Annotated in this window: 11 protein-coding genes; 7 read left to right on the plus strand and 4 right to left on the minus strand. The window is 69.3% G+C overall.

All coding sequences use genetic code 11. From position 1 onward, the window contains the following. The first annotated feature begins 558 nt into the window (after window positions 1-558). The 5 genes from ACGFJ2_RS14670 (at window position 559) to ACGFJ2_RS14690 (ending at window position 4804) form a co-directional block, all read left to right on the plus strand. Window positions 559-903: a PadR family transcriptional regulator gene (locus ACGFJ2_RS14670; protein ID WP_357950051.1), complete on the plus strand. Its 345-nt coding sequence runs from the start codon at window positions 559-561 to the stop codon at window positions 901-903. Continuing rightward, window positions 900-1898, plus strand: a complete 999-nt coding sequence (locus tag ACGFJ2_RS14675) for a permease prefix domain 1-containing protein (RefSeq protein ID WP_393468164.1) — start codon at window positions 900-902, stop codon at window positions 1896-1898. Before ACGFJ2_RS14670 ends, ACGFJ2_RS14675 begins: the two co-directional genes overlap by 4 nt. Next, complete coding sequence (locus tag ACGFJ2_RS14680) at window positions 1895-2563, plus strand: VC0807 family protein (RefSeq protein WP_393468167.1); 669 nt, start codon at window positions 1895-1897, stop codon at window positions 2561-2563. Before ACGFJ2_RS14675 ends, ACGFJ2_RS14680 begins: the two co-directional genes overlap by 4 nt. Continuing rightward, window positions 2560-3294 carry an SDR family NAD(P)-dependent oxidoreductase gene (locus ACGFJ2_RS14685; protein ID WP_393468170.1) on the plus strand — a complete coding sequence of 245 codons (735 nt, stop codon included), beginning with the start codon at window positions 2560-2562 and terminating at the stop codon, window positions 3292-3294. Before ACGFJ2_RS14680 ends, ACGFJ2_RS14685 begins: the two co-directional genes overlap by 4 nt. 157 nt (window positions 3295-3451) lie before the next feature. Continuing rightward, complete coding sequence (locus ACGFJ2_RS14690) at window positions 3452-4804, plus strand: glycoside hydrolase (RefSeq protein ID WP_393468173.1); 1353 nt, start codon at window positions 3452-3454, stop codon at window positions 4802-4804. Between the two features lie 46 nt (window positions 4805-4850). Here the strand turns inward: ACGFJ2_RS14690 and ACGFJ2_RS14695 are convergent, their stop codons facing one another. Both ACGFJ2_RS14695 and ACGFJ2_RS14700 read right to left on the minus strand, forming a co-directional pair. After that, window positions 4851-5624, minus strand: a complete 774-nt coding sequence (locus tag ACGFJ2_RS14695) for an enoyl-CoA hydratase/isomerase family protein (protein WP_393468176.1) — start codon at window positions 5622-5624, stop codon at window positions 4851-4853. A gap of 2 nt (window positions 5625-5626) precedes the next feature. Continuing rightward, complete coding sequence (locus tag ACGFJ2_RS14700) at window positions 5627-6484, minus strand: NAD-dependent epimerase/dehydratase family protein (RefSeq protein WP_393468179.1); 858 nt, start codon at window positions 6482-6484, stop codon at window positions 5627-5629. Window positions 6485-6595: 111 nt separating this feature from the next. On the opposite strand from ACGFJ2_RS14700, the gene ACGFJ2_RS14705 reads away from it, so the two are divergent. Then, window positions 6596-8524, plus strand: coding sequence for an N-acetylmuramoyl-L-alanine amidase (locus tag ACGFJ2_RS14705; protein ID WP_393468182.1), 1929 nt, complete (start codon window positions 6596-6598; stop codon window positions 8522-8524). On the opposite strand, the gene ACGFJ2_RS14710 is transcribed toward ACGFJ2_RS14705, so the two are convergent. Further along, entirely contained in the window at window positions 8487-9383 is an 897-nt protein-coding gene (locus ACGFJ2_RS14710) for a MurR/RpiR family transcriptional regulator (RefSeq protein ID WP_225292140.1), read from the minus strand. The two genes, ACGFJ2_RS14705 and ACGFJ2_RS14710, sit on opposite strands and share 38 nt — an antisense overlap. A gap of 93 nt (window positions 9384-9476) precedes the next feature. Further along, window positions 9477-12059 carry an alpha-glucan family phosphorylase gene (gene glgP, locus ACGFJ2_RS14715; RefSeq protein WP_358178585.1) on the minus strand — a complete coding sequence of 861 codons (2583 nt, stop codon included), beginning with the start codon at window positions 12057-12059 and terminating at the stop codon, window positions 9477-9479. Window positions 12060-12297: 238 nt separating this feature from the next. Between glgP and ACGFJ2_RS14720 the strand changes: the two genes are divergently transcribed. Further along, window positions 12298-14439 (plus strand): alpha-1,4-glucan--maltose-1-phosphate maltosyltransferase, encoded by a 2142-nt coding sequence (locus ACGFJ2_RS14720; protein ID WP_393468185.1) that lies wholly within the window; start codon window positions 12298-12300, stop codon window positions 14437-14439. Window positions 14440-14487: the final 48 nt, after the last annotated feature.

Consider the following 14487-nt stretch of genomic DNA (forward strand, 5'->3'; position numbering starts at 1 on the left):
CTGTTGTGGATGCCGCCGCATGAGGGCGAGCCTGAAGCGCGGGTGTTGCGGTGGACCTGCGACTGTCAGCCGGTCGTGTACGAACTGGTCACGCTCGGCGGGGTGCGCTACATCCGTCGCACAATGAGCGTCAGGGGAAAAAGGGTAGTTCATGAGACAGATCGCTGGATAGACGAGGTTGCGGACGCTTTCTGGAGCTCTCTGCTTTTTGGCCATGTGCGATAGCCGCCGCAGAAATACCTGCTAATCCCCTATGGCCAACGAATGACAATTTGTCTGGAAGTAAACCAGTGGCGAAGCGCGCGCGGGCGGAGCCCGCGCTCAGGGGGCGTCTGAGCGAAGCGAAGGCCGTGCAGTGCGCGCAAGCGCCAAGGAAGAACGCCGAGTCTTCAAAGCGCGAAGCGCCGATCGGCGAGCCCTTTGTGAACGCCTGTCGGCGATGTCAGCGGTGGGGCAGGTCCAAGCGGCTGTGATGCGCCTGGCGCCATAGCCGGAGGCAGGTGCAGCACATCGTTGTGGCCTAGACTATACTGTGTGACACACACTATCGTGTCCGGTGTGAACGAGTCCGAATTGCTCGATGCGCACCGGCAAGAGCTGCGCCGTGGCTCTGTGGTGCTGGCCAGCCTCCTGGCCTTGCGGACGCCGGGGTACGGCTACGGCCTGCTGGAGGCGCTTGATCGCGCGGGGGTGCCGGTCGCGGCCAACACCCTCTACCCGTTGCTGCGCCGGTTGGAGAGCCAAGGTCTGCTGACCAGCGAGTGGGACACCAGTGAGGCCCGTCCGCGCAAGTTCTACCGCACCAGCCAGGACGGCATCCGCCTCGCTCGGGCACTGCTGCGTGAGTGGCAGGGGATCGACAAGGCCCTCACCCGCCTGGAGATCGAAGGGCAGGAACTGTGACCACTTCGCTGACCGACCGCTATGTCGCCCACACCGTACGACACTTACCCGAGAGGCACCGCCGCGAGATCGAGCGCGAGCTGCGTGCCGCGATCGCCGACGACATCGAGGCCCGCACCGCCCACGGCGAGGCGCCGGCCGATGCCGAGTACGCGGCGTTACGCGAGCTGGGCGACCCCGCACACCTGGCCGCCCGCTACGTTCACCGGGCCATGGCCCTCATCGGCCCCGACACCTACCCCGGCTATGTCCACGCACTGCGCGTGGCGTGCTGGTCGGTGCTGCCGGCCCTGTACGTCGTCCTGGCCCTCGTCCTGCGGGCCCACGGCGAGAACGCGTGGACGGCGATCTTCCGCCCCATCGGGATCACGCTGACCGTGGCGATGTACCTCGTGGTCGGCGTGACCGCCCTGTTCGCCATCGCCGATCGCCAGCGCGGCGCCCACCCCGAGACCACCGAACCCATCGAGCCCTGGACGCCGGACCGGTTGGTCACGATCGAGAATCCGCGACCGGCGCGCTGGAGCGACCTGATCGTCGAGATCGTCCTGGCCGTCGTGCTGATCGCCGCGCTGTTCGCGCAGCGGGTGCTCTCGCCGGTGACCACCGCGGACGGCGCGTCCGTGCCGATCGTCAACCCCGGGCTCTGGGCCTTCTGGGTTCCCTACTTCATCGCCGTCACCGTGCTGGCTCTCGTCGTCAGAGCCGTGACTTTCCGGCTGCGCCAGTGGAGTCCCGCCACGGCCGTGGCCGCCACGGCGCTCACACTCGCGGGCACCGTACCGCTCGCCTGGCTGTTCTGGCAGGCTCAGGTGCTCAACCACGCCCTCACCCAGGACACGGGCGACCTCGCCACGCCGGGCAGCTGGATCGCCTGGCTCGCCGTTCTCGTCCTCGCCCTCGTCACCACCGGCTCCCTCTTCCGGGCCTGGCGACCGCGCAGCGGCGGCGGCGAGGTCGACTCGATTGCCTTGCAGGTGGGGGCACAGAGATGACCGCACCTGCCACCACAGGCGGCAAATCGCCTGACCCGCGACGCGAGGTCGTCATCAACCTCGTCCTCAACGTGGCGGCCCCGCTCGCGATCTTCTACGGCCTACGCGCCGCCGGTGTCGGCCAGTGGCTCGCGCTAGCCCTGGGGGTGGTACCGCCGGGGGTTCGAGCGGTGTGGACCGTGACCAAGCGGAGGCGGGTCGACGGGCTCGCCGTGTTCACCCTGAGCATCCTTGTGCTCAGCGTCGCAGTGTCGTTCCTCACCGGCAGCACGCGCTTCCTGCTGGCCAAGGACGGCTGGATGACCGCCGTCGCGGGACTGTGGATGCTCGCGACACTGCCGCGTACGCCCTTCTACCACCAGGCCATTCGCTCGTTCACCACCGGAGCCACCCACGAACGCGCCGAGATCGCGTGGCGTGACTCACCGGCCTTCCGGCACATGATGCGGGTGGCGACCGCGATCTGGGGCGTCGGGCTGGTGCTGGACGCCGGAGTACGGGTGGTGCTGGCGTACACACTCCCCGTGGACCGGGTGCCGCTGGTCAGCGGGCTGCAGTACGTGGCGGTGTTCGTCGCCCTCGAGGTGAGCAGCCAGATCTACCTGCGGCGCGCGGGCGCGCGCGTCGACATCGAGACCGGGCAGGAACGGGAGGTGTCCTCATGACGACCGTGGTGCTGATCACCGGAGGAGCCAGCGGCATCGGCGCCGCGGTGGCCAGGCGCTTCGCCCGGGCCGGGGCCCGCGTGGTGATCGCGGACCTCGACGAGGTGGCGGGCCCGGTCGTCGCCGCCGAGGTCGGAGGTGTGTTCGTGCCGGCGGATGTCGCCCGCGAGCGGGACAACCACATCGCCGTCGAGGCCGCGGTGAACGCCTTCGGCAGGCTCGACATCGTGCATCTCAACGCCGGGACGGGCGGCGCCGGTGGCGCCGGCGACGACTTCGACCTCGACTGCTATCGCCGCATCATCGCGGTCAACATCGACGGCACCATGTTCGGCATCCGCGCGGCTCTGCCGGCGCTGGTCTCGGCGGGCGGCGGCGCCATCGTGGTGACTTCGAGCCTCGCCGGCATCGCGCCCAACCCGTTCGACCCCGTCTACTCCGCCAGTAAGCACGCCATCATCGGGCTGGTACGGTCACTCGCGCCCGCCCTGACCGAATCCGGTGTGACCATCAACGCCGTCTGCCCGGGTTTCGTCGACACACCGATGCTCGCCGGTATCCGCGACCACGTTCTCAGTAGCCACCTCGCCATCGCCGACCCGGACGAAGTCGCCGACGCGGTCCAAACCCTCACCCGACACGGCGCGACCGGCGAAGCCTGGATAGTGCAGGCCGGCCAACCACCGACACCGGTGACGTTTCCGGCGATCGACCTCAGCAGCACCGGCTGACGGAACACCCGGCCCCTCAACACGATCGACCTCAGCAGCACCAGCTGATGGCAGGCAGCAGGCGGCCGACCACCGAAGAGGTTGACGAAGGGGCGGTGGGTGTTTACGGTTCCGGGGGCGAAATTATCACGAAGGTTCCGAAAGTTTCGGAGGCGGCATGTTACGAGGCGTTGTCGCGATCACTCTGCTCGGTCTACCCATCATCCAGGCCCCGGCCCTGGCGGATCCCCCGGCGATCACCGTGCGCGAGCGCGTTCGGCATCAGCACATCGACGGGTTCGGGATCTCCCAGGCGTTCCGCCGCAACGAGCTGGTCAAGGCGCTCGGTGAGGGGCAGCGGCGCGAGATCCTCGACCTGTGGTTCAACCGCGACAAGGGCGCCGGGCTCAGCATTCTGCGGCTCGGCATCGGCTCCGCTCCCGTGGGCAGCCCGTACGACCAGATGGTCTCCATCCAGCCGGAAGACCCGGGCGGGCCGGACGCGCCGCCCAAGTACGTGTGGGAGGGCGAGGACAACAGCCAGGTCTGGGTGGCGAAGGCGGCCAAGGGGTACGGGGTCGAGCGGTTCTACGCCGACGCCTGGAGCGCGCCCGCCTACATGAAGGACAACGGCGACGACAAGAACGGCGGCACGCTCAAGCCGGAGTGGCGGCAAGCCTATGCCCGCTACCTGGTGCAATACGCGAAGTTCTACGCTCGTGAGGGCATCAGGATCACCGACCTCGGCTTCACCAACGAGCCTGACTGGACGGCGACGTACGCCTCCATGCGGTTCACCCCGCAGCAGGCCGCCGAGTTCGTCAAGGTGCTCGGCCCGATCGCCAAGGGCGTGAAGGGTCTCAAAGTGGCCTGCTGTGACTCCTTCGGCTGGACCGAGGCCAAGGCGTACACGGCCGCCATCGAGGCCGACCCCGAGGCCCGCCACTGGGTGAAGACGCACACCGGGCACACGTACGCCAGCCCAGTGGACGGGCCGCTGCCGACCAGCGGAAACACCTGGATGTCTGAGTGGAACCCCAACGGCTCCACCTGGGACGAGAGCTGGGACGACGGCAGCGGCTACGACGGCTTCACGATCGCACAGGCCGTCCATGACGCGCTCACGCTCGGCAACGTCAGCGGCTACGTCTACTGGCTGGGCGCCTCGCGCGGCGCCACCCGGGCGTTGCTCCAGATCGACGAGGCCGCGGGTACGTATCACGTCTCCAAGCGGCTGTGGGCGCTGGCGGCGTACAGCCGGTTCATCCGGCCCGGCGCGGTACGGGTGGACGCGGCGGCGGCCGATCCGGCGCTGAAAGTTTCAGCGTTCCGCAACCCCGACGGCTCCCAGGTGGTCGAGGTGCTCAACACCGGCACCGCCGCCGTGACGTGGCACGGTGTGTACGGCCGGGCCACCGCGTACGTGACCGACAACGCCAACGCGCTCACCGCGAGTCCGGTCACCGGTGGGACCGTGGTCCTCCAGCCCCGGGCACTCACGACCGTCGTCATCCCAGGCCGCCACGCCTAAGCCCGAAGCGGCCACTCGCCGCCGGCCGACGGCGAGTGGCCGTCCGTCAGCGGCCGGTGAACTTCGGTTCGGCCTTGTCCGTGAACGCCCGCATCCCGATCTTGGCGTCGTCCGTCGCGAACAGACCCGAGAACTGCAGCCGCTCGATCTCCAGCCCCGTATCCAGATCGACCTCCACCCCTTGGTCCACCGCCTGCTTGGCGGCCCGCAGCGCCACGGCGGGCCCGCCTGTGAAGGTCCCCGCCCAGGCCAGCGCCGCCGCGTACACCTCCGCGTCCGGCACCACCCGATCCACCAGCCCGATCGACAGCGCCTCGGCGGCCGGCACGTGGCGACCCGAGTAGATGAGGTCCTTCGCCCGCGCGGGGCCGATCAGGCGGGGCAGGCGCTGGGTGCCGCCCGCGCCGGGGATGAGGCCGAGCTGGATCTCCGGCTGGCCCAGCTTGGCCGACTCGCCGGCCACCCGGAAGTCGGCGCACAGGGCCAGCTCGCAGCCGCCGCCCAGCGCGTAGCCGGTGACGGCGGCGATGACGGGCTTGCCGATGGCGGCCACCGCGGTGAAGCAGCCCTGGAGCCCGCGGGAGTGGGCGGCCATGTCGGCGTAGGACATGACGACCATTTCCTTGATGTCGACGCCGGCCGCGAAGACCCGCTCGCCGCCGTAGACGACGACGGCGCGCACTTCGGGATCGGCGTCGACGGCTCGGGCGGCTTCGCCGAGCTCGTGCTGCATCTGGCCGTTGAGGGCGTTCATCTTGGGACGGTCAAGCCGGATCGTGGCGATCTGGTCGGCCACTTCAACGCGTACGAAATCACCCATGCTCAGGACATTACAAGCTGCTGGCGCTGGACCAAGTCCAGTAGATCGGTATGCGGCGTCCAGCCGAGCAGCGAGTGGAGGCGGCGGGTGTCGGCCAGTGAGTCGCCGGGCTCCTCGAGCGGGGCGGGCACGACGTCGAAGGTGAGACGGGCTCCGGTCACCGTGGCGACCGCCTCCGCCATGGCCCGCAGGGTGTGGCCGCGGCCCGTGCCGAGGTTCACGATGCCGGGCGCGCCGATGAGCTCGATCATCGCGCGGGCGGCCTGGCGTACGTCGGTGACGTCCCGCGTACGGTCGAGCGAGCCGAGCACGCGCAAAGGACGGCCCTCCTGGGCGGCGCGTAACCAGATCGACAGCGCCATGTCGGGCCGCTGCCCCTCCCCCGCGACGGTGAACGGCCGGACGATCGTGACGTCGGGGCGGTCGAGGCAGAGCCGTTCGAGGGCGACCTTGCTCGTGGCGTAGCCGCCGACGGGGCGGACCGGGTCGGACTCCGCGCTGGGCCGGCCGTGGGACGCTCCGCCGTACACCGAACTGGAGGAGGTGATCAGGAGCGGGACGCCGGGTGGCGTGAGGGCCAGCGCCCGCGCGCCCGCGAGCACGTTGTCCCGATGGCGTCGCCAGGCGATTCCGGGAGCGGCGTCGCGCACGCCCGCGCACCCGGCCAGGTGGTAGACCTCTTCCGCGCCGGAGAAGGCCCCTGGCTCCAGGTCCAGCAGGTCGGCCTTGATCACGGTGAGTCCGGGTTGTTCCTCGACAGGCAGGCGGTCGATGGCGATGACCGGGGAGCCGGACGCGAGCAGGGCCGACGTCAGCGCGCGGCCGATGAACCCGGCCGCACCGGTCACGATCGACGTCACCCGCCCCACCATAGGGCGTGATGTCCTGAAAAATGTCTTCGCAAAGCTCTCGCCGAAGAAGGAAAATGTTGAGACGCTGACTCCGATATTCCCCCAGTCGAGGAGCAGTAGATGCGCAGAGCACTGGCGATCGCGGTGGTCGCCTTGCTGCCATTAGTCAACATGACGGCCGCGGCCGGCACCACTGCCGAGCAACCCCCGGATCGGCAGGCGGCGTTCGCCGCGGCCGCCAAGGAGTTCCAGGTTCCGGAGAGCGTCCTGCTCGGTGTCTCCTATCTGGAGTCGCGCTGGGACGCCCACGCCGGGCAGCCCAGCAACGACGCCGGATTCGGCCCCATGCACCTGACCGACGCCGCCGCCTTCACCGGGTCCAACCACCACGGCGAGGGTGAGGAGGACGCGCGCGGCGACGAGACCAGGCCGTTACCCCCGGTCGCGACGGCGGTCGCGCCCACCGAGATCCCAGCCTCGCTCAAGACCATGGAGAAGGCCGCCCAGCTGACCGGCGCGAGCCACGAGGCGCTCCGGTCCGACGCCGCCACGAACATCAGGGGCGGCGCGGCGCTGCTGGCCGACTACCAGAAGTCGATCGGCGCGCCGCTGAGCGCGGACCCGGCCCAGTGGTACGGGGCGGTCGCCAAATACTCCGGCGCCGACGAGTCCGAGGCGGCCAAGGTCTTCGCCGACGAGGTCTACAGCACGATCGAGGACGGCGCCGAGCGGGTCACCGACGACGGGCAGCAGGTCAAGCTCACGCCGATCCCCGGCCTGGAGCGGATCGAGAAGTGGCTGGAGAAGCTCGGCCTGCGGCCGCCGCGCCGCGACGGTGTCGAATGCCCGAGGTCGATCTCCTGCGAGTGGATCCCGTCGGCCTACGCGCAGAAGCCGAACGGCGACTACGGCCACTACGACCTGGCCAACCGGCCCGTCAGCCAGAAGATCCAGTACATCGTCATCCATGACATGGAGGGCTACTTCCTCCCGTCGATCAAGCTGAACCAGGACGTCAACTACGGCGCGAGCTGGCAGTACTCGGTGCGCTCCACCGACGGCCACATCGCCCAGCACGTCAAGGGCAAGGACGTCGCCTGGCAGGCCGGCAACTGGTACATCAACGCCAAGTCGATCGGCATCGAGCACGAGGGCTTCCTGGCCGAGGGCAGCACCTGGTACACCGAGGCGATGTACCGCTCGTCCGCCAAGCTCGTACGCTACCTGGCGGCCAGGTACGACGTGCCGCTGGACCGGGCGCACATCCTGGGCCACGACAACGTGCCGGGCACGCTGCCGACCACGGTGCGAGGCATGCACGAGGACCCGGGCCCGTTCTGGGATTGGAAGCACTACTTCGACCTGATCGGCGCGCCGTTGCATGGTTTCGGCGGCCCCAAGGCGGGCTCCATCATGATCAGGCCCGACTTCGCCACCAACAAGCCGTACTTCTACGGCTGCGACCGCAAGAACCCGGAGGCCGCCTGCCCGCCGCTCCCCGCCGGGACCGTGTGGCTGCGCACCGAGCCGCGTGACGACGCGCCGCTGATCAAGGACATCGGCAAGCACCCGACGGGCACCAACGACTCGCTCTACAGCGTGTACGACCACAGCGCCAGGGCGAGCACCGGCCAGCGGTTCGCCGTCGCCGACCGGCAGGGCGACTGGACCGCGATCTGGTACCTCGGCCAGAAGAGCTGGTTCTACAACCCGCGCTCCGCGCCGACCGCCGTCCCATCCGCTGGCCTGGTGGTCACGCCCAAGCCGGGTCTGGCGACCGTCCCGGTGTACGGCAGGGCCTACCCGGAGCAGGAGGCATACCCGGCCGACATCCCGTACCAGGCGGTGACCCCGCTGCAGTACACGTTCTCGGCCGGAGAGAAGTACACCCTGGCCGGGAACGCGGCCACCGAGTATTACCGGGCGGTCACCTTCGACGAGGCCGGCCACAAGGTGGTCAAGGGCAAGACGAAGTACCTGCAGATCCAGTTCGGGCACCGGGTGATGTTCGTCAAGGCTGACGACGTGCGGGTGTCGCTCGCCTGGTGAACTCCTTGACGGCGCGCCTGGTGCTCTGCAACGCCTCCTGAGAGGAGTCGAAGGTGCGCTGGGCGACGCCGACGAACACGCAGTCGACGACGAGGAGCTGGCTGATCCGGCTGGCCAGGGCGCCGGGACGGAACTCCGTCTCGCGCCCGGCCGAGATCAGCACGTGTTCGGCCAGCTCCGCGATCGACGAGCGGGGGTTGTTGGTGATGGCGACGGTCGTCGCGCCGGCCTCCCCCGCCCTCGACAGCGGTTCGAGCACGTCGGGCGTCTCGCCCGACGTGCTGATGCCGATCGCCACGTCGCCGGGCTTGAGCAGCACGGCGCTGGTCAGCGCCAGGTGGGCGTCCTGGAAGGCGTGACTGGACAGGCCGATGCGCAGCAGCTTCTGCGCCACGTCCTCGGCGACCAGACCCGAGGCGCCCACGCCGTAGGCGTCCACCCGCCGGGCGCCGACAATCGCGTCGACGACCAGGCCAAGGCGCTCCGAGGTGAGCTGGGCGACCGTGTCGTTGATCGCCTCCGACTCGGCCCTGGCCACCTTCTGGATGACCTCCGACAGCGGATCGTCGGGCGCCAGGTCACCCGGCACCAGACGGTCCGGCTGGGCGGCCGCCGCGGCCAGGGCGAGGCGCAGCTGCGGGTAGCCGGCGAAGCCCAGGAGCCTGGCCGTACGTACGATCGTCGCCTCGCTGGTGCCCGAGGCGGCGGACAGCTCGGTGATCGTGCTGCGGGCCACCGTCGCCGGGTCTTCCAGGATGAGCCGGGCGACAGTCTGCGCGGCCGGAGTCAGGGACGGAAGCACGCCGCGGACCGTCGCCACCAGAGTGTCTGCCCGCAGGCCGTTCGCGCTGTCGTCCACGGTCTCGATTATGACGCTCCTCCAGCGTTTTCCCTATTGCACGGCCCACCCAGCCCGATCACCACGACCCGCCCCGCCCGTTCGTTACTACGTTCAGCGGAGCATGCCGTTCGTCATCCCCGCGGGCTCCTCGGGAACGGCGATGAGGCCGAGCTCGGCGCGGCAGGCGGCCAGCGGGTGGTGCGGGACCGCCCGGACCGTGTAGCCGAACGCGCCGGTACGGTCCAGCGGCACCTCACCCACGTAGTGGGCCCGGCCGTCGTCGTCGGCGCCCTCGGTCCGCAGCTCGACGTAGGCCGGGTGGATCAGCTCGTCGTGCGGCCCGACCCGGCCGTAAGCGGCCTCGACCAGGATGTCACCCGGCTCCAGGTCGCCGAGCGCGACGGTGGCGCGTATTTCGAGCGCCGCGCCGACCTCGGGCGCGTCTCCGACGCCCGACGACTCCACGTGCTCGACCCGGACGCCGGGCCAGGCCCGCGTGACACGTACGCGCCAGGCCGCGAACGCCTTAGCCCCGGCGGAGGAGTCGGCCTCCAGCGCGCGGGCGGCCCGCGCGGCGGGCAGGTAGAGGCCGACCACGTAGTCGCGCAGCATCCGGCCCGCGAGCACCTTGGGGCCGAGCGAGGTGAGCGTGTGCTTGACCATCTCCAGCCAGCGGCGCGGCAGCCCGTCACCGGCCCGGTCGTAGAAGCGGTCGGCCACCTCGTTCTCGATCAGGTCGTAGAGGGCGGCGGCCTCCAGCTCGTCGCGCCGGTCGGGATCGGTCACCCCGTCGGCTGTGGGGATGGCCCAGCCGTTGGTGCCGTCGTACCACTCGTCCCACCAGCCGTCGCGGATCGACAGGTTGAGCCCGCCGTTCAGCGCCGACTTCATGCCCGAGGTGCCGGACGCCTCCAGCGGCCGGAGCGGGTTGTTCAGCCACACGTCACAGCCCTGGACGAGCAGCTGGCCGAGCGCCATGTCGTAGTCGGGCAGGAACACGATGCGGTGCCGCACGTCAGGCCGGTCGGCGAACTTGACGATCTGCTGGATCAGCTTCTTGCCGCCCTCGTCGGCGGGGTGGGCCTTGCCCGCGATCACGATCTGGACCGGCTTGTCGGCGTCGAGCAGCAGGTCCGACAGGCGCTTGGCGTCGCGCAGCATGAGCGTGAGCCGCTTGTAGGACGGCACGCGCCGGGCGAACCCGATCGTCAGCACGTCGGGGTCGAGCACGTCGTCGATCCAGCCGAGCTCGGCATCGGAGGCACCGCGGTCGCGCCACGCCTTGCGCAGCCTGACCCTGGCCCCCTCGACGAGCCGGCGCCGTAGCGTCCCCCTGATGTCCCAGAGGTCCGAGTCGGGGACCTTCTGGACGCCCTCCCAGCCGCGCGCCCGCTCGATCAGCGAGGGCAGCTCGCGGCCGGCCAGCTCCATGAGCTCGCGGCCAACCCAGGTGGGCGCGTGGACGCCGTTGGTGATCGAGCCGATCGGCACCTCGTCGACGTCGAAGCCGGGCCACAGGCTCTTGAACATCTCGCGGCTGACCGCGCCGTGCAGCACGGAGACGCCGTTGACGCGCTGGGCCAGCCGCATGCCCATGATCGCCATGTTGAACCGGCCGGGCTGGTCCTCGGCGCCGAGCGCGAGGATGCGTTCGACGGGCACGGTCGGCCAGGCGTTGTCGCCGCCGAACTGGCGCTCGATCATGTCGACGGGGAACCTGTCGATGCCCGCGGGCACCGGTGTGTGCGTGGTGAAGACCGTGCCCGCGCGTACGGCCTCCAGCGCCTCGTCGAAGGAGAGGCGGGACTCGGTCAGCTCGCGGATGCGTTCGAGGCCGAGGAAGCCGGCGTGGCCCTCGTTGGTGTGGAACACCTCGGGCTCGGCGTGCCCGGTGATGCGGCAGTAGGCCCGGATCGCCCGTACGCCGCCGACGCCCAGGAGCAGCTCCTGCAGCAGCCGGTGGTCGGTGCCGCCGCCGTAGAGGCGGTCGGTGACGTCGCGGGCCGCGGCGTCGTTGTCGGCCACGTCGGAGTCGAGGAGCAGCAGCGGCACCCGGCCCACCTGGGCCACCCAGATCTGCGCGTGCAGCACCCGCTCACCGGGCAGCGAGATGCGGATCTTGACGGGGGTGCCGTCCTCCTCCTTCAGGAGGGTCAGCGGCAGGCCGCCCGCGTCGAGTGACGGGTAGTGCTCCAGCTGCCAGCCCTCTGGCGAAAGCGACTGGGTGAAGTAGCCGTGGCGATACAGCAGGCCGACCGCGAGGATCGGCACCCCGAGATCGCTGGCGGTCTTGAGGTGGTCGCCGGCCAGGATGCCCAGGCCGCCGGAGTATTGAGGGAGTGCGGCGGCGATGCCGTACTCGGGGGAGAAGTAGGCGATGGCGCTCGCGGCGTCGGGCAGCGTCTGATACCAACGCGGCGCGGTGATGTATTCGCGCAGGTCGTCGGCGGCATCGGCGAGACGGCGCAGGAATCGGCGGTCGGCGGCCAGCTCGGCCAGCCTGGCGTGGTCGACGGCGCCCAGGAGGGCGACGGGGTCGTGCCCTACCTGCTCCCAGAGACGCGGGTCGACCTCGGCGAAGAGGTCGGTCGTCTCCGGGTGCCATGACCAGCGCAAGTTGTGCACGAGCTCGCCGAGGGCGGCCAACTCCGCGGGCAGGACAGTGCGGACGGTGAACCGGCGGATTGCTCTCACGTTTTCGAACCCTATGGGCTAGGAGGGACCTCTCAGTCCCTCACCTTCGGCAAGGCCGTTCAAACCCCTTCCGAGAAGAAGCATGAAGAGGAAATATTGGGGCAACTTCCACCAATGTCGGTTCTCCTGGGGACACTCGGGAGGTCCTCCACTGCTGCCCACAATTTACATGCAAGGATCGTTCCTACCACGGAAGCCTCCGGCGGTACCGAGCGTGCCGTCGCAACCTTGAAATGCGATGATCGGACGAATTCCCATCACGGACATCTCCCCCGTCGTCGACTGCGGGCAGTGGCCCGCCAAGGCGGTCGCCGGCGAGACCTTTCAGGTCTCGGCGACCGTGTTCAGAGAGGGCCACGACGCCGTGGCCGCGGGCGTTGTGCTCACCGCGCCCGATGGGCAGCGAGGCCGCCTGAGACCGATGCGCGAGCTCGCGCCGGGCACCGACAGGTGGGGCCTGGACGTGTGCCTGCCGGCCGAGGGTGACTGGCTGTTCAGGGTGGAGGCGTGGAGCGACCCCATCGCTACCTGGCTGCACGACGCGGAGATCAAGATCCCGCGGGGCATGGACAGCGACCTCATGTGCGAGGAGGGCGCCCGGCTGTTCGAGCGCGCCGCCAAGGCCGTACGGCAGGCGGACTGTCCCGCCCCCGGCAACGGGAACGGGCATCCCGCGGCCCACACCAGGACCGGCCGGGCCACCGACACCAAGCCATCCACCAAGCCATCCACCAAGCCATCCACCAAGGTCAACGGCAACGGCGACAGCACGTGCGGCCACCGCGCCGCGCTGCTGGCCGTCGCCGCCACGCTCCGCGACGAGCAGCTGGACCCCCGGGCCCGGCTGTCCATCGCGCAACTGCCGGAGACGGCGGCGCTGCTGGAGGCGCACCCGCTGCGCGCCCTGGTGACCAGGGCCCGGCCGCGGACGATCAGGGTGGACCGGCGCCGGGCGCTGTACGGCTCCTGGTACGAGTTCTTCCCCAGGTCAGAGGGCGCGGTCATCAACGAGTCCGGCGTCTCCAAGTCCGGAAATTTCCAGACTGCGGCCAAGCGTCTGCCCGCGATCGCCAAGATGGGCTTCGACGTCGTCTACCTGCCGCCGATCCATCCCATCGGCCTCACGTTCCGCAAGGGGCGCAACAACACCCTGAGCCCCGAGCCCGACGAGCCGGGATCGCCCTGGGCGATCGGCTCCGACGACGGCGGCCACGACGCGCTCCATCCCGATCTGGGGACGATCGAGGACTTCGCCGAGTTCGTCAACCGCACCCGCGAGCTGGGCATGGAGGTCGCGCTCGACTTCGCGCTGCAGTGCTCCCCCGACCATCCGTGGGTCAAGGAGCACCCGGAGTGGTTCACGATCAGGGCCGACGGCACGATCGCCTACGCCGAGAACCCGCCGAAGAAGTACCAGGACATCTACCCGATCAACTTCGACAAGGACCCCGAGGGCATCTACACCGAGGTGAGACGGGTCCTGCGGCACTGGATGGACCACGGCGTACGGATCTTCCGGGTGGACAACCCGCACACCAAGCCGGTGGGGTTCTGGGAGCGGCTGCTGGCCGACATCCACGCGACCGACCCGGACGTGATCTTCCTGGCCGAGGCGTTCACCCGGCCGGCGATGCTGCAGACGCTGGCCAAGGTGGGCTTCCACCAGTCCTACACGTACTTCACGTGGAAGAACTCCAAGCACGACGTGGAGACCTACCTCGCCGAGCTCGCCCGGGAGACGTCGTACTTCCTGCGGCCCAATGTGTTCGTTAACACACCGGATATTCTTCACGAATACCTGCAACACGGCGGAAACCCTGCTTTCCGGATCCGTGCCGTGCTCGCCGCGCTCGCCTCACCCACCTGGGGCGTCTATTCCGGGTACGAGCTTGGGGAAAATGTCCCTGTCCGCCCGGGTAGTGAGGAATATCTAGATAGTGAGAAATATCAGTACAAACCGCGGGACTGGGCGGAGGCAGAGCGGGCAGGGTGGAGCCTGGCGCCGTTCATCACCCACCTGAATTTGTTCCGAAGAGCACATCCAGCGCTGCAGGAGTTGCGTAATCTACGGTTCCACCGGGTTGACCAACCGGACATGGTGTGCTTCTCCAAGCGCCTGCCGGGCGCCTATGACCCCGCCACACGACGGCACGGGCTGGGCGATGTCGTCCTGGCGGTTGTCAATCTCGACCCACACCACACCCACGAGGCGGCGGTCGAGCTGGACATGCCGGCCCTCGGTCTCGACTGGAATGCCGAGTTCGTCGTCGACGACGAACTGTCGGGCGAGTCGTACCGTTGGCGGCAGAACAACTACGTTCGCCTCGACCCCCACATCCAGCCAGCCCACATCTTCACCGTACGAGCCGCGCCACGGTAGAACACAGAATTCAGCGGGGAGTCTTCAACGTGTGTGAAAGCGCCTCCT

Origin of the sequence: Nonomuraea sp. NPDC049028, assembly GCF_043197735.1 — a bacterium.
Classification (GTDB): Bacteria; Actinomycetota; Actinomycetes; order Streptosporangiales; family Streptosporangiaceae; genus Nonomuraea.